The organism is Acinetobacter oleivorans DR1, assembly GCF_000196795.1.
GTDB lineage: Bacteria > Pseudomonadota > Gammaproteobacteria > Pseudomonadales > Moraxellaceae > Acinetobacter > Acinetobacter oleivorans.
This window is the reverse complement of sequence record NC_014259.1, coordinates 1,489,318-1,508,362: the sequence shown is the minus strand read 5'-3', so window position 1 is coordinate 1,508,362 and position 19,045 is coordinate 1,489,318. Positions and strand designations below refer to the sequence as shown.

General features: G+C 36.1%; 21 protein-coding genes and 1 pseudogene. 9 read left to right on the top strand and 13 right to left on the bottom strand.

Translation table 11 applies throughout. The annotated features are described in order from the left end of the window. The first annotated feature begins 96 nt into the window (after positions 1-96). Positions 97-675: a TetR family transcriptional regulator gene (locus AOLE_RS07075; RefSeq protein WP_013197431.1), complete on the top strand. Its 579-nt coding sequence runs from the start codon at positions 97-99 to the stop codon at positions 673-675. Between the two features lie 47 nt (positions 676-722). Here AOLE_RS07075 and AOLE_RS07070 read toward each other — a convergent pair whose 3' ends face one another. The 3 genes from AOLE_RS07070 to AOLE_RS07060 form a co-directional block, all read right to left on the bottom strand. Then, positions 723-1,982 carry a serine hydrolase domain-containing protein gene (locus AOLE_RS07070; protein WP_013197430.1) on the bottom strand — a complete coding sequence of 420 codons (1,260 nt, stop codon included), beginning with the start codon at positions 1,980-1,982 and terminating at the stop codon, positions 723-725. A gap of 71 nt (positions 1,983-2,053) precedes the next feature. Further along, positions 2,054-2,908 carry a MaoC family dehydratase gene (locus AOLE_RS07065; RefSeq protein WP_013197429.1) on the bottom strand — a complete coding sequence of 285 codons (855 nt, stop codon included), beginning with the start codon at positions 2,906-2,908 and terminating at the stop codon, positions 2,054-2,056. 74 nt (positions 2,909-2,982) lie between these two features. Next, on the bottom strand, positions 2,983-4,374 hold the full coding sequence (locus AOLE_RS07060) for a 3-oxoacyl-ACP reductase (protein ID WP_013197428.1): 1,392 nt from the start codon (positions 4,372-4,374) through the stop codon (positions 2,983-2,985). Positions 4,375-4,609: 235 nt separating this feature from the next. Here AOLE_RS07060 and AOLE_RS07055 point away from each other — a divergent pair, with 235 nt between their 5' ends. Next, positions 4,610-6,181: an acetyl-CoA C-acetyltransferase gene (locus AOLE_RS07055; RefSeq protein ID WP_013197427.1), complete on the top strand. Its 1,572-nt coding sequence runs from the start codon at positions 4,610-4,612 to the stop codon at positions 6,179-6,181. A gap of 63 nt (positions 6,182-6,244) precedes the next feature. Here AOLE_RS07055 and aceI read toward each other — a convergent pair whose 3' ends face one another. Beyond that, positions 6,245-6,679 (bottom strand): chlorhexidine efflux PACE transporter AceI, encoded by a 435-nt coding sequence (gene aceI, locus AOLE_RS07050; protein ID WP_005073799.1) that lies wholly within the window; start codon positions 6,677-6,679, stop codon positions 6,245-6,247. Between the two features lie 90 nt (positions 6,680-6,769). Between aceI and aceR the strand changes: the two genes are divergently transcribed. The 3 genes from aceR to leuE all read left to right on the top strand — a co-directional run bounded on the left by aceR (position 6,770) and on the right by leuE (position 9,508). After that, positions 6,770-7,663, top strand: coding sequence for an HTH-type transcriptional regulator AceR (aceR, locus tag AOLE_RS07045; RefSeq protein WP_013197425.1), 894 nt, complete (start codon positions 6,770-6,772; stop codon positions 7,661-7,663). Positions 7,664-7,794: 131 nt separating this feature from the next. Next, positions 7,795-8,784, top strand: a complete 990-nt coding sequence (tal, locus tag AOLE_RS07040) for a transaldolase (protein ID WP_013197424.1) — start codon at positions 7,795-7,797, stop codon at positions 8,782-8,784. Positions 8,785-8,857: 73 nt separating this feature from the next. Beyond that, positions 8,858-9,508 carry a leucine efflux protein LeuE gene (leuE, locus tag AOLE_RS07035; RefSeq protein WP_035331318.1) on the top strand — a complete coding sequence of 217 codons (651 nt, stop codon included), beginning with the start codon at positions 8,858-8,860 and terminating at the stop codon, positions 9,506-9,508. A 52-nt stretch (positions 9,509-9,560) separates the two neighbouring features. On the opposite strand, the gene AOLE_RS07030 is transcribed toward leuE, so the two are convergent. Then, positions 9,561-10,034, bottom strand: a complete 474-nt coding sequence (locus AOLE_RS07030) for an Lrp/AsnC family transcriptional regulator (RefSeq protein WP_004791690.1) — start codon at positions 10,032-10,034, stop codon at positions 9,561-9,563. Positions 10,035-10,220: 186 nt separating this feature from the next. Here AOLE_RS07030 and AOLE_RS07025 point away from each other — a divergent pair, with 186 nt between their 5' ends. Beyond that, on the top strand, positions 10,221-11,396 hold the full coding sequence (locus AOLE_RS07025; protein WP_013197422.1) for a benzoate/H(+) symporter BenE family transporter: 1,176 nt from the start codon (positions 10,221-10,223) through the stop codon (positions 11,394-11,396). A 55-nt stretch (positions 11,397-11,451) separates the two neighbouring features. Here AOLE_RS07025 and AOLE_RS07020 read toward each other — a convergent pair whose 3' ends face one another. The 3 genes from AOLE_RS07020 to AOLE_RS07010 form a co-directional block, all read right to left on the bottom strand. Then, entirely contained in the window at positions 11,452-11,895 is a 444-nt protein-coding gene (locus AOLE_RS07020) for an RDD family protein (protein WP_013197421.1), read from the bottom strand. Positions 11,896-12,156: 261 nt separating this feature from the next. Continuing rightward, on the bottom strand, positions 12,157-12,330 hold the full coding sequence (locus AOLE_RS19780) for a hypothetical protein (RefSeq protein WP_013197420.1): 174 nt from the start codon (positions 12,328-12,330) through the stop codon (positions 12,157-12,159). A gap of 175 nt (positions 12,331-12,505) precedes the next feature. Continuing rightward, positions 12,506-12,733 (bottom strand): hypothetical protein, encoded by a 228-nt coding sequence (locus AOLE_RS07010; protein ID WP_004791683.1) that lies wholly within the window; start codon positions 12,731-12,733, stop codon positions 12,506-12,508. A 290-nt stretch (positions 12,734-13,023) separates the two neighbouring features. Between AOLE_RS07010 and AOLE_RS07005 the strand changes: the two genes are divergently transcribed. After that, positions 13,024-13,467, top strand: coding sequence for a universal stress protein (locus AOLE_RS07005; RefSeq protein WP_004791681.1), 444 nt, complete (start codon positions 13,024-13,026; stop codon positions 13,465-13,467). 260 nt (positions 13,468-13,727) lie between these two features. Then, positions 13,728-15,314, top strand: coding sequence for an ATP-binding cassette domain-containing protein (locus tag AOLE_RS07000; RefSeq protein ID WP_013197419.1), 1,587 nt, complete (start codon positions 13,728-13,730; stop codon positions 15,312-15,314). Positions 15,315-15,379: 65 nt separating this feature from the next. Here AOLE_RS07000 and AOLE_RS06995 read toward each other — a convergent pair whose 3' ends face one another. The 3 genes and pseudogenes from AOLE_RS06995 to AOLE_RS06990 all read right to left on the bottom strand — a co-directional run bounded on the left by AOLE_RS06995 (position 15,380) and on the right by AOLE_RS06990 (position 17,091). Beyond that, positions 15,380-15,808 (bottom strand): hypothetical protein, encoded by a 429-nt coding sequence (locus AOLE_RS06995; RefSeq protein ID WP_013197418.1) that lies wholly within the window; start codon positions 15,806-15,808, stop codon positions 15,380-15,382. Positions 15,809-15,844: 36 nt separating this feature from the next. Further along, positions 15,845-15,931, bottom strand: a pseudogene (locus tag AOLE_RS20875) (hypothetical protein); the annotation flags it as partial. A gap of 47 nt (positions 15,932-15,978) precedes the next feature. After that, positions 15,979-17,091, bottom strand: a complete 1,113-nt coding sequence (locus AOLE_RS06990; RefSeq protein WP_013197417.1) for an OmpW/AlkL family protein — start codon at positions 17,089-17,091, stop codon at positions 15,979-15,981. Between the two features lie 381 nt (positions 17,092-17,472). Here AOLE_RS06990 and AOLE_RS06985 point away from each other — a divergent pair, with 381 nt between their 5' ends. Then, the gene (locus AOLE_RS06985; RefSeq protein WP_013197416.1) at positions 17,473-17,979 is read left to right on the top strand and encodes a GNAT family N-acetyltransferase; all 507 of its coding nucleotides are present in this window, start codon (positions 17,473-17,475) and stop codon (positions 17,977-17,979) included. Positions 17,980-18,064: 85 nt separating this feature from the next. Here AOLE_RS06985 and AOLE_RS06980 read toward each other — a convergent pair whose 3' ends face one another. Both AOLE_RS06980 and AOLE_RS06975 read right to left on the bottom strand, forming a co-directional pair. Continuing rightward, positions 18,065-18,427, bottom strand: a complete 363-nt coding sequence (locus AOLE_RS06980; protein ID WP_023274185.1) for a NirD/YgiW/YdeI family stress tolerance protein — start codon at positions 18,425-18,427, stop codon at positions 18,065-18,067. A 250-nt stretch (positions 18,428-18,677) separates the two neighbouring features. Further along, positions 18,678-18,965, bottom strand: coding sequence for a hypothetical protein (locus AOLE_RS06975; RefSeq protein WP_013197414.1), 288 nt, complete (start codon positions 18,963-18,965; stop codon positions 18,678-18,680). Between the last annotated feature and the right edge of the window lie 80 nt (positions 18,966-19,045).

Below are 19,045 nucleotides of genomic sequence, written 5' to 3'. Positions count from 1 at the left end.
CGTGTTCAAATCATGGTTATTATATACACAACTGGACACTTGTCCAACTTTTAGTTTTAATGTAATTTGTGTCGAATTCAGTCAGGTGAAAGAAACATGGCCTATCTTAATCGCGATCAACGCAGAGAAATGATTCTGCAAGCAGCCATGCAAGTTGCTTTGGCTGAAGGTTTTACAGCCATGACGGTACGCCGAATCGCAACAGAAGCACAAACCTCTACCGGACAAGTTCACCACCACTTTTCGTCGGCATCTCATTTAAAAGCTGAAGCTTTTTTAAAGCTCATGGAACAGCTTGATGAAATTGAACAAACTCTAAAAACCACTAGCCAATTTCAAAGGCTATTCATCTTATTAGGCGCAGAAAATATAGATAGACTTCAGCCCTACTTACGCTTATGGAATGAAGCTGAACTCTTGATTGAACAAGATGTTGAAATACGAAAGGCTTATAACCTTGCCATGCAGAATTGGCATCAAACAATTGTGCAGGCCATTGAATCTGGTAAAAAAGTAGGTGAATTTAAAAATATATCTAATTCAACTGATATTGCTTGGCGGCTCATTGCCTTTGTGTGCGGATTAGAAGGGATTTATCAACTTGGTTTACAAGGTTTAGCTGAAGAAGATTTTAAGCGTCATACTGAAGCAATTATTCGCCTAGAATTATTATAAATATAGAAGCTGGCATTAATTAAAATACCAGCTTTAAAACCCTAAAATTAGAACCAGCCTTTACGGCCTTTTAAAATTTGGTCAGTGCAACGTAAGGCTTCTTGAGTCAGTCCCCACAAACGGTAATCACCCGTGATTGAACCAATTTGGAAGTTATGGGTATAGGCAAAACTCAGATCACGCTCAGGATCGCACCACGCCCCTGAACCATTGTAACCAATATGTCCAAAGCCATTTTTAGCGCGTTTACCCATAGTAATAATGCGGTGATATCCTAAGCGCCAATTCATCGGAATTGGCATGACACGATCACGTGCATAACTTTGAATAGTACTAAGCTCTTTAAATATTTCTGGGCGAATAAGTTGCTGTCCATCCCATTCACCGTGATTTGCCAGCATTGCATAAATTTTAGCAAGACTATTTGCAGTAAACGTACCGTTCGCCGCTGGAATGACTGCTTGCAATCCTTCATCACTAAAGAAACTAAAATGCTTCATTCCTTTTGGAATCATGGCATCCTGAAAATCTTGTGGGTCTTGCCCCGTCCACGTAATCATTTTTTCAGAGAGTGAACTCTTACGTGCCTGAGGCTTTTTAGGTTTTTCAACTTGGGTAGCCGCTGGTTTTTCTGGCTTAGATTGAATAATTAAACGTGCTACACGGTCTAGCTCGCTTGCAGGCGTACCAAAATAAGCGCCGTCTAACTGTAACGGCTCAACGAGATATTTTTGCATGAGCTGATCTAAAGATTGACCAGTTGCTTTTTCAAGTACTCCACCGACAAGCCAACCAAATGTTAAAGCTTGATAAGCATTACCCTCTCCGGCAAGGAATCTAGGCTTAGTCGCTGCAATCACATTTAACATATGTGACCAGTCGAGCATTTCTCTTGCACTTTCGATGATATTTCGAACATCAAACATGCCACTTTGATGGCTTAGGACATGACGTAAAGTCATTTGCTCTTTACCATTTTGAGCAAACTCAGGCCAATAAGTGGCAATCGGTTTGTCGTATTCTAAAAAACCTTCACTTACTAAAATATGCGCTAAAGTTGCAAGTACACCTTTACCTGTAGAGTAGCAAACTGCCAAAGTTTCAGGTTGCCAGGCTTCATTTTGTGATTTTAGACCGGTGTAGATATCTACAACTTTCTGGCCTCTAAAATAAACCGCTAATGCAGCTCCACCTTGGCCTATTCTAGCATCTTGAAGACGGCTAAATTGGTGAGCTAAATCAATAAAACGTTCATCTAAAATACCGTGATAGTTATGGGTATCGGCCAGTAAAATTTCTTTAATCACATGAAGTTCCTTGCATTTTTTGTTATTTTGCTCAAAAGCAGCCCAAACCTGTGTTCAGGCTGCTGATATTTTTATAATGCTTTTACTGTTCCTGCAACATGCGGTTTTTGCGATTTTGCATTACGAATCAAAAAGTCAGTCTTTTTATCTGCATTGGCAGTTAAAAACTCAACTTTTGACGGTAGGAACATTGGTAGCTTAAACCACACATCTGCTTCATAAGCATTTGGTAATTCGAGGTTCGCTAGCGCTTTAGCTTTGCTCCACATGCCATGCGCAATTGCTTGCTTAAAGCCAAATGCTTTTGCAGTAATGGCATGAATATGAATTAAGTTAAAATCTCCAGATACTTTCGCATAACGGCGGCCTGTGTTTTCTAAAATATCCCACTCTGCCTTTGGAACATAAGCTGGTGCTTGTTCTTCTTTGGCTTTCTCACCCACTCTTTTATCAACTTTTTGGCGAGATAAATAAGTCGTTAAGCCTTCCATCACCACTTCATTGCCAACTTTTGCCGTGGTAATAAAGTCAAACTGAACACCTTTATCATGTGGTTTTAGTTCCCCAAATTTACATGACAGAGTGAGTTTTTCAGTTACACCAATTGGTCTGGTTTGTTTAATCTGGTTACGGATGTGAACTAAACCTAAAATTGGAAATGGAAAGGCTTCTGCTGTCATCATGTGCATTTGCAAACTTTGAGAAAGCACAGCCAAATAAATTGCGGGTACAAAGCCATTATTTTTAAAACCGCATACTTCGTTATAAGCTTTAAGATGACTTTGATCAATTTCTAGAGTATCTACCACATATTCAACTTGCGGTAAGATTTTTGGACCTTTCGGCTTTTTAAAAATTAAACCTTGTACCACTTTTGGGTAAGCTAATGCCGCTTTTGGTAGCTGGCTAAAATGACGAGTATTCATACCTAACCTTTTATAATTTATAGATTCTTGAACAAAAAAGGGATGCACAAGCACCCCTTTTTAGCTAAAAGTGCTTAAGCGCCCAACAAGCTTTGACCACACACACGTACAACGTTGCCGTTTACTCCTGTAGAAGCAGTTGATGCAAACCATGCAATCGTTTCTGCTACATCAACAGGTAAACCACCTTGTTGCATTGAGTTCATACGGCGACCAGCTTCACGAATTGCAAATGGAATTGCCGCAGTCATTTGAGTTTCGATGAAGCCCGGTGCTACTGCGTTAATGGTAATACCATTTTTTAAGATAGGTGCAGTAAATTTAACTAAACCAATTACACCAGCTTTAGATGCAGCATAGTTTGTTTGACCAAGGTTACCAGCAATACCACTAATTGATGATACACAAACAATACGGCCATTTGCATTTAGACCATCGTTTTCTAACAAGTAGTCATTTACACGTTCAGCAGCAGACAAGTTAATGTTAATTACTAAGTCCCAAAGCTCTGGCTTCATGTTTGCCAAAGTTTTGTCACGTGTAATACCTGCGTTATGAACAATAATATCTAAACCGCCTTGTTTTGCCGCAGCAGTTTTAATTTTTTCGCCGGCATCGGCAGCAGTAATATCAATTGCCAATGTAGAACCACCAATGTCAGCAGCTACACGGTCAAGGTCAGCTTGTTGTTGTGGTACGTCTAAACAGATAACATGAGCACCATCACGTGCCAACACATGTGCAATTGCTTCACCAATACCACGGCTCGCACCAGTTACTAATGCAGTTTTACCAGCAAGCGGTTTCGCCCAGTCAACATCAACTACATCTGCTTTAGAAATACGAACAACTTGACCAGACACATAAGCTGAACGTGGAGAAAGCAAGAAACGTAAAGTTGATTCAAGGTTTGCAGCAGCACCTTCATCAACATAGACCACTTGCGCAGTAATACCCTTTTTAAATTCTTTACCTACAGATTTGATAAAGCCTTCAAGTGCACGCTGAGCAATCGCTTGTTTTACAGTTTTTGCAGTTTCAGGAGTTGTACCAATCACAATCACTCGACCAGAAGTCGCAACTTGACGTGCAATCGGGTTAAAAAATTTATAAAGTTCGTTTAACTGTTCTGAGTTTTGAATACCAGAAGCATCAAATACAACTGCTTTGAATTTTGATTCTTTGTCGCCTGCATTGAATGGTCGTAAATTTAAACCAACTTTTGCAGCTTCTTGTTGTAATGCAACATTATTGCCTACATAGCTGTCAGCATGAATATTGCTAAGTACTTGTGCAATCGCACCAGACAATACACTTGACGGCGCTGCGCCAACCAATACTGCACCATTCACTACTGGCTGAGCACTTTCAAAACGCTCTAATGCAACTGGCGATGGTAAACCCAGATTTTTAACAACAAATTTACCAATAGGAGATTGTGTAAATGCTTGGTATTGATCAGTCATGATTATTATCTCTCAAAGAAATGAATTTTCTACGACAGGCTTCATTATGTTATGAGATGAATAGCAACAATATGAAATCAGTCGTTCATTAGAGTTACTCCAAATCATACTTGAGTTCATCTTTGGATGTCTTGACCTGAATGCTATCTACAATGTCATTCTAGTCAATACAGGTCTATTTGAATTGTGTTAATGTAGCTTATAAGAATATCGTTAATATGCTTGGAAAAGCCTTATGAGCAAGACAACTCAAGAAAATCCAGCAGTCGAGAATTCTGCTGAGGAAAAAGTGTCAAATACATCAAAGCCGGCTTCTAACACGGCTAAGCGTAACAGCACAACTCCTAAAGCAGCAACTAATACTCCAAAAACGACACGTACTCGTTCAACGACTGCACCTGCACGTAGCCCTCGTAATAAGAGCGCTGCTACAGCAACCCCATCTACATCTTCTAATAATGTAGTTGCAGCACCAAAAGCAACAAAAACCAAAACTTCTGTTCAACAGGATAAAACCATGAGCCAAAACACTGTTCGCCGCGTTGCAATTATTGGTGGCAACCGTATTCCATTTGCACGTTCAAATACTGCTTATTTTAAAGCGTCTAATTCTGACATGCTCACAGCAGCATTGAATGGTTTGGTTGAGCGTTTTAACTTACAAGGTAAACGTATTGGTGAAGTCGTTGCGGGTGCTGTTTTAAAACATAGCCGTGACTTCAACATGACTCGTGAAGTTGTATTGAGCACAGATCTTGCTCCTGAAACTCCTGCTTATGACATTCAAATTGCTTGTGGTACAGGTTTACAAGCTGCTTTTGTTGTTGCAAACAAAATTGCACTTGGTCAAATCGATGTAGGTATTGCTGGTGGTGTAGACACAACTTCTGACGCGCCGATTGCTGTAGGTGATGGTTTACGTAAAGTTTTACTTGAGCTCAATGTTGCTAAGACTGGTAAAGACCGTCTTAAAGCATTAACAAAAATTGATTTTAAAAAGCTTCTTGATGCACCAAGCAATGGTGAACCACGTACTGGCCTTTCAATGGGTGAGCACCAAGCAATTACTGCTTTAGAATGGGGTATTACTCGTGAAGCGCAAGACGAGTTAGCTGCAAGCAGCCATCAAAAACTTGCTGCTGCTTATGAACGTGGTTTCTTTGATGACCTAATCACTCCATTCTTAGGTCTTAACCGTGACAACAACTTACGTGCAGACAGTACAGTTGAAAAACTTGCTAAATTAAAACCAGTTTTCGGTAAAGGCGAAACTGCAACAATGACAGCAGGTAACTCAACTCCGTTAACTGACGGTGCTTCTGTTGTATTGCTTGCTTCTGAAGAATGGGCAAAAGAAAACGGTCATGAAGTTTTAGCTTATCTTTCTTTCTCTGAAACAGCAGCTGTTGACTTCATTGGTAAAAATGGCCCTAAAGAAGGCTTACTGATGGCTCCTGCTTATGCAGTCCCTCGTATGCTTAAGCGTGCTAACCTTAAACTTCAAGATTTCGATTTCTACGAAATTCATGAAGCATTTGCATCTCAAGTATTGTCGACATTGAAAGCTTGGGAAGACGAAAAATTCTGTAAAGAACGTCTTGGTCTAGATGCACCTTTAGGTTCAATTGACCGCTCTAAACTTAACGTAAATGGTTCATCTTTAGGTGCAGGCCATCCATTTGCTGCAACAGGTGGTCGTATCTTGGCAACTGCTGCTAAATTGATTAATCAAAAAGGTTCAGGCCGCGCATTAATCTCGATCTGTACAGCAGGTGGTGAAGGCGTTGTAGCAATCGTAGAGAAATAATTTTACGATTCATCTTTAAAAAAAGCACCCTGATGGGTGCTTTTTTAGTTTAATAACTTAATTTTAATGAAGTGATGCAGCTTTAGCATCAGGGAAAAATTTGTCTTCGATATGGTCATAACACCACTGGAAAATAAAGGTATAAACCAAAATACACAAGGTTAAACCAATATCTAAAATAAGTGCATCAATGACACTCATCTGAAGCATATATGCAATCATCGGTACTGTTGCAATCAACAAGCCACCTTCAAAACCAATCGCATGTAAAATCCGTACAGGGATCGTTCTTTCCCAATTATATTTATGCTCTACTTTTTCGAAATAGTGGTTAAAAATCATATTCCAGAAAACAGAAACAACTGCCATAAACACACCGAGTGTACCGGTTACATCCATTGGCATATCAAAAATAAAGCTTAATGCAATCGCAATGATGACCAATAAAATTCCTTCATAACTGATTGCATGAATGAGCCTTCTCTTGGAAATCAACATTTTTAAATACTCAATAATTACTTGGATAATGTGCATTTTATTTTTATAATATTGATTAATCCAATCAGGTTCTTTCAGTTTTTTTGACAGATGAATATTAATCAAGAACAACTACTCATGTTTCAGGCCGTGATTGAAACCGGCTCTTTTTCAGCAGCAGCACGTAAACTTGGAAAAGTTCCTTCGGCTGTAAGCATGTCTATTGCCAACTTAGAAATTGATCTGAACTTAACTTTATTTGATCGTAAAGGCCGTGAACCCGTCCCTACTGACGAAGCACGGGTGTTATACGAAAAGACATCTCAGCTTTTAATTGAGATGAATCAATGGAAACAGCATGCTCACGCGTTAAGTACAGGGTTAGAAGCCAATTTAACTCTTGTGATTGTGTCTGAACTTTTACACACCAATTGGACCGACTATATTTGTCTTTTAGAAAGTCGTTTTCCAGACTTACAAATTAATATTGTGTCTGCCCCTCAAGAAGATGCACTTCAAATGTTATTAGATGGATCTGCCCAACTTGCACTCATGTTTGAACGCGAACACCTAGATAACAGAGAACAATTTGTAGAACTTAAACGTGAGGCTCTAATTCCGGTTATTTCAAATAGCCATCCCCTCGCAAGTCAAAATCAGGTTTCTTATGAACAAATCCTTACTACACGACAAATTGTAGTTGCAAGCCGAGATGAGACTTTAAAACCTGAATTGCTATTTTCGAAACATTATTGGCGTACAGACAACCACCACTCTGCTTGTTTAATGATTTTACGCAATCTAGGTTGGGGTGTTCTTCCTCAAGAAATGTTTAAAGAAAACCCCGAACTAAAAAATAAGCTTAAAGTATTGGATTTATTAGATTTCACTCCAAGATTTGAATATTACGTCGACTTAGTGTGGAGTCGTGAAAGTGAACTCGGTGCGGCTGCCAGATTTCTAATTGAATATATCCGTAAGCAACGAATGCAACAGGTTCTTTAAAATTATTTCAATTGAGATGCAGAACCTAAACGTTTTTCTTTGAAATATAACAATTGATATATCGACAGCATGAATAGACTTTGTGCTATAAAAGAAAACATAAGATTTATTACTGAAGATGTTGAATATCAATGACTCATACAGCACTTGACCAATTAAAAACATTAACGACCGTTGTTGCCGATAGTAGTGACCTTGATGCAATTCGTAAATTTCGTCCATTAGACGCAACGACAAACCCTTCATTGATTACGGCAGCAGCGGAACAACCTGAAAGTAAAGAGCTGATTGAAGATGCTTATTATCAAGCCAAAGAAGAAGGCTATAGCAACGATGAGTTAATCGAAAGAACGATTGATATTTTGACTGTAAAATTTGGCGTAGAAATTTTAAAACTCATTGAAGGCCGAGTTTCTACAGAAGTTGATGCTGCCCTTTCATACAACACTGAAGCCACCATTCAAAAAGCCCATGAATTATGTGAACTTTACAAAGGTTATGGTATTGATCAGTCACGTATTCTGATTAAAATTGCGTCAACTTGGGAAGGTATTCAAGCTGCTAAAGTACTCGAAGCTGAAGGAATTGCTTGTAACCTCACTCTCCTTTTCGGTTTACATCAAGCTCAGGCATGTGCAGATGCAAAAGTTACTTTAATTTCTCCGTTTGTAGGCCGTATTTTAGACTGGTACAAAAAAGCCGAAGGTGTAGACGCTTACCCAATCGAAAAAGACCCAGGTGTCGTTTCAGTTAAAAAAATCTACACTTACTACAAACAGCAAAATATCCCGACTCAAGTGATGGGTGCGAGCTTCCGTAGCATTGATCAAGTGCTTGGACTTGCTGGTTGTGATTTGCTAACGATCTCTCCGGGCTTACTTACCCAGCTTGAGCAAGATACACGTACAGTTGATGCAGCTCTTGATGCGACTAAATCAAAGCAAGCAGAGGCTATTGTTAGACCAGCTCAAGATGAGCAAAGTTTTAAAGACGAACTTAATCATGACTTAATGGCATTCCAACTTTTACAAGGTGGTGTTGATGGCTTTATTAAAGCTCGTGACCAATTAAGTTTTTTATTACGTCAATCTTTCGGAATTGATGCGGAAATTAAACCTTAAAAAACTGCACTTTTCATACAAAATCACCGATTTTTGTTATCATGGCAAAAATCGGTTTTTTATTGGGTTTCTCGTGTTCGGCATAACAGATATAACAACATATATTATTGGTACATTCCTAATTGTGTTATTGCCAGGACCCAACTCTCTATATGTGATGTCAATTGCTTCACGTTATGGGATTAAAACCGGATATATGGGCGCATTAGGTATTTTTACTGGCGATCTCATTTTAATGCTGTGTACCGTACTAGGAGCTGCTTCTCTACTTAAAGCATTTCCATGGGTATTTGTTATTCTTAAATTAACAGGTGCACTTTACCTATCTTATTTAGGCTTTAAGCTCTTACAAGGCAGTATTCAACGCTGGAAACAACGTAATCAAGCACAACCAGAAATGGCTGATTTACCTGCTTTAGATAAAGTTCATCCTTATAAAACAGCACTCAGTATTAGTTTACTCAACCCTAAAGCGATTTTATTTTTCCTATCTTTCTTTGTTCAATTTGTTGAACCTAACTACGCCTACCCCGCTTTAAGCTTTTTAATTCTAGCGGTTATTTTACAGGTGATTAGTTTTAGCTATTTAACTGCATTAATCTTCTCTGGAATTAAACTTTCAGCATTTTTTAAACAAAACCATAAAATTGCAGCGAGTAGTATTTTTTTAGTCGGAATTTTATTCTTCGGATTCGGTCTAAAACTAGCAACCTCAACAATCTAATCATCTTTACCTATCCATTTTTGCACTATTAAAGTTAAAACATGATGAGCTGTTAAAATGCCAGCATGCCATCTGTTTTAACTTCATTGAGCACAAAAAATGTTCTGACTTGTCTTACTCCAGGTAAGGCAATAATCTTTTCACTATGGAATCGGTTAAACGCAGCTAAATCTTTAACACGAATTTTTAGAAAATAATCGACTTCTCCCGCCACCAGATAGCACTCTAAAACATTTTCCAAATCACCTGATGCTTGTTCAAATGCCTGAAAGCTGTCTGGGGTTGAGCGGTCTAAAACCACACCAACGAGTACCACCGTATCACGCTGCACCATGCTTGGATTGATCCTAGCGCGTACATCTAAAATTGCCCCAATCTTAAAAAGACGCTGAGTATGATTCCAACAAGATGACGTACTTATGCCTACGAGCTTAGCCAATTCGGCATTACTTAAGCGTCCATTTTCTTGTAATGCACGCATAATTTTCAATTCGAGTGGTGATAAATTTTCAGCTTGCTCTTCCATAAAACAATATTCCAAATTTAGTGTTATTTATGGAAGGAATAATATCATTATTCAATATTTTAAAAATATTATTTCCATTTTAGACTAAAAATAGAAAGCACCTTCTTTAAAAAAATTGTTAGATTTAGCGAGCTGAAAGCAAAGGCAGAAACATATTAATTTTTCAGGGATTTAGAACATTTAGCTATGCAAAAGATTCTTCAAGATTTTTCTATTCCAGCCGTATTCGCGGGTTTCATTACCTTTCTTATTGGTATTAGTGTTTCGGCTATTTTAGTAATTCAGGCTGCCCAAGCTTTAGGTGCTTCACCTGAACAAATCACCTCATGGTTTTGGGCTTTAGGTTTGGGTCTTGGTTTATCAGGACTTATTCTTTCGTGGAAATTTAAATACCCTGTAGCAACTGCATGGTCAACTGCTGGTCTCGCTTTAATTATTGCAACTGGCGGTGGATATAGCATAAATGAAGCAATTGGTGCTTTTTTAGTGGTTGGTGTACTGACAGCGATTTTAGGTTTTTCTGGAATTTTTCAAAAAGCACTTTCATATATTCCGCAAAGCTTGACCAGTGCCATGCTTGCAGGCGTTTTACTTAAATTTGGTATTTCACTTTTCGCAAGTTTACAAAATGATTGGACATTCGTTTTATCTTTACTCGTCATTTATATCATTACAAAAAGATTATGGCCGCGTTATAGCATCGTGTTCACAGCACTTGCTGGTGTTGTGCTCTGCCCTATGTTTTTAGACTTTCATATGCCTACGCTTCACTGGTCTTTGGCTAAACCTGTTTGGATTAGTCCTGTCTTTAGCTGGTCGGCTCTTTTGGGCTTAGCTCTACCACTATTTGTGATTAGTATGGCTTCGCAGTATTTACCCGGCATTGCCATGATTAAAAGTTATGGCTATAAACCACATGTTAACCAACTGATTGGCTGGACAGGTTTAACCCAAGTTTTGCTTGCACCTTTTGGTTGCTATAGCGTTAATATTGCTGCGATTAGTGCAGCTGTATGCCTTGACGATCAAGTTCATCCTGACCCAAGTAAACGCTATATTGCTGGCATAAGCTCTGGTTTTTTCTATGCATTGATGGGACTATTTGCAGCAACACTGACAAGCTTACTCATGTCTTTTCCCCATATCTTTATTGTAGCTTTAGCTGGCATCGCATTACTTGGTACCATTAGCCATAACATTGCGCTTGCCTTTGGTCCTGTTGAAGACCGTGAAGCTGCATTATTTACCTTCTTATGCAGTGCTTCTGGCATTCAATTTTTTGGTATTGGTTCGGCATTCTGGGGACTAATTGTCGGTCTTATTGTGTTTTTAGTACTTAAATTTAAAGTCAAAAAAAGTTAATAAAAAAGCGTTCATAGCCCCTTTTTCAATGCTATGAGCGCTTTTTAGTCTTATTTTATAATTCTCTTACTACCACTGATTTTGCCATTTTGTCATGCCAGCCTTGTTTTTTAGCATCAAATGCGACCCAAAAAAGACCAATACCAAACACTAAAATTGACGGAATATAGCCAACATATCGAATGATACTCTGCGTGACTGTTAGCTTATTACCTGTTTTTTCATCTAAAACTTTTAATCGCATCAATCGTTTACCTGGCGTTCCTGCAAAATACAACCAACATAAAATTGAATACAATAAAGGAAATACATAGTTCACGATCAAATCGAACCAATAATTTTGTGGCTTAGCACTTAAACCTGTAGCAAAGACTAAGTCATAATCCCCCTGATAAAAAATCCATGCTGCAGGAATAACAGCCAAAAAAAGAATAAGAGTATCAATGATCATTGCACCAAATCTTAACCAGAACCCTGCATACTCATACTTATAAGTCATGCTCACCTCGCTTTGTTATTGTTTCATAGCTAAAAACGCTTTTACAATTTTACTTTCATCCTAAATGAAACTTTTTTATTTTTAAATACTTAAATAAATTTAAAATATTCTACTTTTATATTTTATTGTAATAATTCTGATCAAAAAAACGTTATTGCATCAATATTCATCATAAAACTTATATTTTTAGAACTGAATTTTTTCATTTCAGTTCTATTGGAACAATTTTATAGGAATTTAAAATACAAACTCATATTATATTTATTTCCAAAATAAAATATCTAATTTAAACTCTTTTTTTAATAATAATGCTGCAAATAATAGAGCTAATCCAATAACAATTAAAAAAACACTTAAAGTGATTAATCCATAAACAATAGCTACACTGCCTAATATAGCTAAAACATAAAATATAATTACACTGAATGTCGGCATTTCAATTTATTCCACTACTTAAAATAAAAGCAATTTATTCTATCGAGTTTATAAACGATTGCTGTTTTCAAATGTTGGCTACACCATTAATTTGTATCATCATACAATAATCATGTTATTAAACATATTTAGTGTAACTTTGCTTTAATAACAAGTGATGTAGTTCACATAATTTTTATTTAATTTCAAAATAATGTTTTTCAGTGACGAGCTTAATTTTTAGATTTTTATATAAGCGTTCTTTTGAGTCTTCAAGTGAAGGGACAACTTTTTCTGCAAATTTATCTTCGGTCATCAGTCTGGCATAAGTTTTATAGCCAATAACTAACTTTTCGGGTTCTTTACCTGTTTGACGGAACTCTTCAATAAGTTTATTAACTTTCTTTGCTGTTAAATCAGCCATCTTCCTCACTCTCCCCTTAATTCACTATTTTGTTATACGTTTTCTATATGACAGAAATATGAACAGTAATTTTTTGTAATTTTCATGTAAATATTATCGATTACTTAGCAATACCACCTAAACGCCATCTCAACCAATAGAAAAATAAACACAAACCCATGATTTAAAATAAATTTATTTAATTTTTCTTTCCTATGGCCGAATAGATGTTTACCTTGAATGAAATATGTTAATCTTTAATTAATAAATGCTTCATACATATAACAACTGTAAATAAGAGGAATAACATTATGAATTACCAACATATTATTGTACCAGTCGATGGTTCGGAAATTTCGTTAGCGGCAGCAAGACAAGCAGCTCATATTGCAAAAGCTTTTGGGAGCAAATTGACCGCTATTAGCTTAGTTGCGGTAGATCCTTTTAGCGGTGTAGATTTTTATTACATCTCACCTGTTGTAAAAGATTATTTTGTTGAAGCACGAGCAAATGCAGAAAAAACACTCGCAACAGTAAAAGCTTTATGTGCTGAAGAAGGTATTGATGCCGAAACTCAAATCATCCAAGGTGAAATCTCTTCAGACGGTATTTTGAAAGCTGTAGAAGGCTTAGGTTCCGACTTGATTGTGATTGGCTCTCATGGTCGCAAAGGCTTCCAAAAACTTATTTTGGGTAGCTTTGCTCAAGATGTTTTAAACAGTACCAAAATTCAGGTATTGGTTGTAAAAGAATAAACTTTTTAGATGCAAAAAACCCAATCCAACGATTGGGTTTTTTAATAAAATAAATTGCATAAATTTTACACTAATCAAAAACCCAGCTAGAATAGTTTCTTATTCTTCCAATTTCGTGAGTCACGCCAATGAAGTAAGTCTTTTTTCTCATCAATTTTTCTTTTTTTTGATGTGCAAAATAGACTATTTTTTTGTGATTTAACGTCTCTGCTTAAAACTACTTTTCCTATTTTGTACATCCTGTATTTATGAGGTTTTTTATGACTCAGCAGGCATGTGTAATATCACAACTCTCTTTAGAATTTCCATCTAAGGACATGTTTCAACAACTAAATTTTAGCCTTGAATCGCATCAAGTATCTGCTTTAATTGGCCGTAATGGTCAAGGTAAATCTTTGCTTATGCAAATGTTAAATCAGACACTTAAATCAGATTCAATTCTGACGTCTGGGCAAATATCTTGGCATGTAAAGCATGCGTATTTACCTCAGTTGCATCGTTTAGCAGCACAGACCATTGCCGAAGCATTAGATATCTTAGATGTTTATCACGCTTTTAAAAGAGTTGAGCAAGGTGTAGCCAACTTCGATGATTATGATTTGTTAGAAGGTAAATGGGACCTCCCCATCTTATGGAATAATTTATTGGAGTCTGCGGGTTTACCAACAGATTTAGACTTTCCAGTGAAAAATCTAAGCGAAGGTCAAAAAACTAAATTGGCATTAAGCTGTTTATTTCTAAAATCAGATCATTACTTGCTACTTGATGAACCTAGTAATCATCTAGATCAGGAATCTAGAAAATGGTTAATTGATCATTTGAGGAAACACCCAGCAGGTGCGCTTATTATTAGTCATGATCGTAGTTTGCTGAATGAAGTAGATCATATTTATCATTTGAATGAACATGGTTTACATCACACAACTGGAAACTATGAAAAATTTTATGACCAGTACCAAACTCATGTTGCAGCTTTAGAGCAATCTGTTCAACAAGGCCAACGCGACGTTAAACACATGAAGCAAAAGCAGCATGAAGTATTAATGAAAGCTCACAAACGTGAACGTGCTGGAAATAAATTACGCGAATCAAATTCTCAAGCCAAAATTTTGCTCGATTTTAAGAAGGAACAAGCAGGCCAAAGTATTGCTGCCATACAGTCTCAGCACCAACGACAAATTTCGAACAGTCAAAATGATTTAACAGACAAAAAAAAGCGTCTTGAAACCGTCAAGCCACAACAGTTTGTCTTCCCTACTTTTCATAAGAAATCTGGAGAAATCCTTCGCATTAAAAAACTTAAACTGAAATATGGAACGCAAAAACCCATAGATTTAGCTGTACAGGCAGCCGAAAAAATTCACATAACGGGTCAAAATGGTATTGGTAAATCGACACTCCTTAAAGCAATTCAAGCTCAAAACAAACAGCCATTTGACAGCATTCACTTATTTGTAGAGTGCTTTTATCTGGACCAAAACTTTAGCTTTTTATGTGATGAAATGACGGTGATTGAAAATCTAACCCACATGAATAGTGAGCTTTCAGAACTAGAATGGCGAAATCTATTAGGTCAACTTCGAATTCGAGGTGATAAAGGTACACAACTTTTATCTCAGCTCAGTGGTGGCGAAAGACTCAAAGTAGCCTTATTGGCGCTTAGCCAAATACATCCTACCCCTGAACTCTTGTTATTAGATGAACCAGAAAATCATTTAGATATTGAATCTAGAGAACTATTAGCTACCGCTATTCAAAGTTATGAAGGCGCTGTATTGCTCATTTCACATGATCAAACTTTTGTTGAAAGTTGTGCTATTCATGAGTCTTTTTCTTTAGCCGATTAATCTTTATTGATATCTTTTTCAAATTTACTAGTTCTCTTTTGAGAGCTAGTAAATTCTAGCAACCATTATTTTTTTACTTTATTTAATATTTCAATATCTAAACTATATTTCACAGTTTTATTTTTACGAGCACTATTTCGCATTTGGTAAACCTGAAAAATATAATCACCATCAACTGGTAAAGTAAGTTCTCCTTTAGATCCTATAGTTGAACCAATTAATAATGCCTTATCCTTACCTGGCTTTTTACCTGGGGCAAAAATATTAACATAGGCTAAATTACCAAGACTATTAATATTGAATTTCAATATTTGTCCATTCTTTGCATAAAGTCTATATCTCACATCATCATAACCCTGAAATTTCCCAGTTAATGTGGTATGAGTAGAACCTTGTAAAAAATTAACTTTTTGCTCAACATTTTTAGCTAAAGCTGTGAATGATGCAGTTGAAATTAGAGTAGATAATAATAAAGTTTTAATGATTTTTTTCAATTTTCCATCCTCAAAAAATATTTTTAAATTATTATATTAAAAATATTTTTTATAAAATTTTACTTTATGTATGAGTTTAACAAGTAATAGTTGTTTTTTATAATTAGTAACAAATAAGGTATCTCAAAGTTTAAATATGATTAACTCCGAGATACCCTTTTTAAAAAATATTAGAATCGATAACCTACCCCTAAATAGGTAATCAGTGGATCAATATCAACTTTTGTTGTGGCATGTATTAAGCGAGTTCCCGTATTTTGATTGACGACATCAATTTGGGCATTATTACTTAACTTTGCATAGGACACAGAAGCTACCGTATACCATGAATCATTAAAATCATAGGTAAAACCAGCAGTAAAAATAGGCGCTATAGCATCATCTGCATTGACATCAACGACCATTTTTCCACTCGATTCTTTTCGGTCTAAAGCCGCTCCAGCTTTGCCATCTAACACATTTTGGATCATATGGCCTGCGGACACTAAATCAGAACGAATTCCATCATTGAGTTTAATATCATTAAAATGAGCATACATTAAACCCACTCCAACATAGGGTCTAAACTTATTTATCCCACTTTTACCAAACTGATATTGTGCTTCTATGGTTGGCGTCCATGCGCGAATAGATGCAGCTTTAGATTTATTGCCTAAGTTAGTAATCGGAATCGCCTGACCTAAAGTAAAGCCATCAGGGAAAAGGTATTTCACTAAGTCATTAGGAGACATTGCGACTCCACTTAATGGCGCTAGGATCTCTCCTTTTCCTTTAACATCAACTTTAGGCGGAATTCCGCCAATAAATTGTAAAGACACATTGTCATTCAGATAATAGTTAAATGTTAAACCTAATGTGTCTACATCATCGACTTCTAGTCCCGCATCTTGCTGTTGCCAATTTTCCAATCCCTCAATTCGTGCTGTACCAGCAACTTCAGCTAGAATATTACCCTTACCATCGGTAAGTTGATCTTGGATTTCGGGTTGGGCTAGAAACTCTGTAAGGGTTTCTTTTAAATTCCAAACCTCCCCCCCCATATCAGTCATAGTGGCATTGGGATCAATAGAATTTAAAAAACTGGTTGTTGAAATAGTGCCGACTTTAGCTTCTGTTCCATTTTTAACAGCGGTATTAATATTAAATGGATTAGCTTTACCCTGTGGTATTACATGTAGCCAACCAGCAGAGACAGAGAATCTTTTAAATTCCTGCGCATAACTCATGCTTGTGATTACAGATAATGAACTCAATATTGCTATTTTTATTACTCTTTTTTTCATTTTTATTCCATCCTAGAAATATATTGCTGATTTTGCAATATAGATATGGAATATAGCCAAGTTGCCTTTTTTATCAATCGGTATAATTTTTAACCGAAATTGATTTAGATAAATCCATCAATTTATCTCATTAATTACATGAAATAGTTATCCAATTTTTCTGACGAATGACATAATAAAAATTAAAAACAATTTAACGAATGGTAAAATAACCACATGGAATTAATCTTATTTGACTAGCTGTTATGCTTGAGCTATTTAAATTAGAATCTAACTAGACATTTATTTTTCGTTCATAGACATTTCAATAAAAACCAACGAAGGGAGCTTATCTAAAAAGTTATATCGTATAGCTAATCAATAAATCTGGAAGAATTTTTAATGAATATTATTATTCGTGATGAACAAGTTGAAGATATAGAAGCCATCGAAAACCTAACTAAAGTAGCTTTTCAAAATGCCGAGCACACGAGTCATACTGAACATTTTATTGTGAATAGTTTAAGAAACTACGGACAACTGACTATTTCTCTAGTGGCAGTTGAAGATGGTTCTATTATTGGACATGTTGCTATTTCACCAGTTCAAATCAGTTCAGGGGAAATAGGTTGGTATGGTTTAGGCCCTATTTCAGTTCATCCAGATAAACAAGGGCTGGGTATTGGTTCCCTTTTGATGAATAAATCACTAGAAAAATTAAAAAACTTAGGTGCAAAAGGATGCGTTTTATTAGATGATCCCAACTATTACAGCCGCTTTGGTTTTAAAAACAATCCTAAGCTAATTTTACCTGATGTACCGAGTGAGTATTTCCAAGCCTTAAGCTTCTCAGGTCATTTTGCTAAAGGCTATGTAAGTTATCATGAGGCATTTAATGCAACGCAATAATAAAAATTATTATCTTTCAAAAGAAAACTCCTAAAAATAGGAGTTTTCTTTTTTGTTTGCTTTGAACAATATAAATAATCTAGTTTTATTTAATACGCTCAATCTTAAAAATTTCAATATCGGTAGGCTTAACTCGATGTGTATCCACCTCTCCTACAACACGCACTTTATCGCCAGCTTTTAGTTGTAGAGGCTTCCACAAGTCATCATCAATATCAATTACAATCGAACCCGTAGCATCTTTAAACTCAAAATGATCACCAGCAATATGCTTTACGATCGTACCCGTCAAAGTTACTCCAGATTCATCAGCCAAAGTTTTTGCTTTAGATACTGTGACTACATTTTTTGTCGCTTCTTTTATTAATGTAGCATCGGGTTTAGCCAATACTGCATTACTACCCAATAAAGCCAACCCAGTGAAAGTTGTTAAGAATATTTTTTTCATTACCATGACCTAATTTTTAATGTTCTTAGTTATATAAACAAATTCTTTTAAAGTTATAGATTTAGCTTTTGTGGTTTTTTGTATCTTATAAGAGAGTTTCTTTAATCATGTCATGTAGAAACATCAAAGAATTTCTTTAGGTTCTCTTTTCCAAAAAACAATTTTATAGCCTTTAGTTTTGTCATGAATTTACTTAAGAAAGCGTGTTTCTTAAGTAAATTAAACTCAGCATTAAAATATCACTTAATTGTTAAGCAACAAGTTGGCCTAAATTAAATAAAATATTTATGGCTTCTGTCTCATCCTCTGTTTGCCCAACAATCATTCTGTCATATGAAATTCCGCCAATCTCAATATAAATTTTTGGATGAGGAAGCTGAGGGATATAAACTTTGAGCGGTTGATAAAGAGCAAGAAGATAACCAAATGAATCATAAGGATAATGATCATCTTTTAATGTCTTCTTTATCACCATATAAGTGTTCAAAATATCTAGAATAAAACCATATTCATTTTCAGAATGAAATTTAGCGTCCATACCTACCTCCTTGATTAATTAATATTTTTATAATCAAATTTAAAGGTTAAATTTCTGATCTGATGGTGTAACCAATTCAC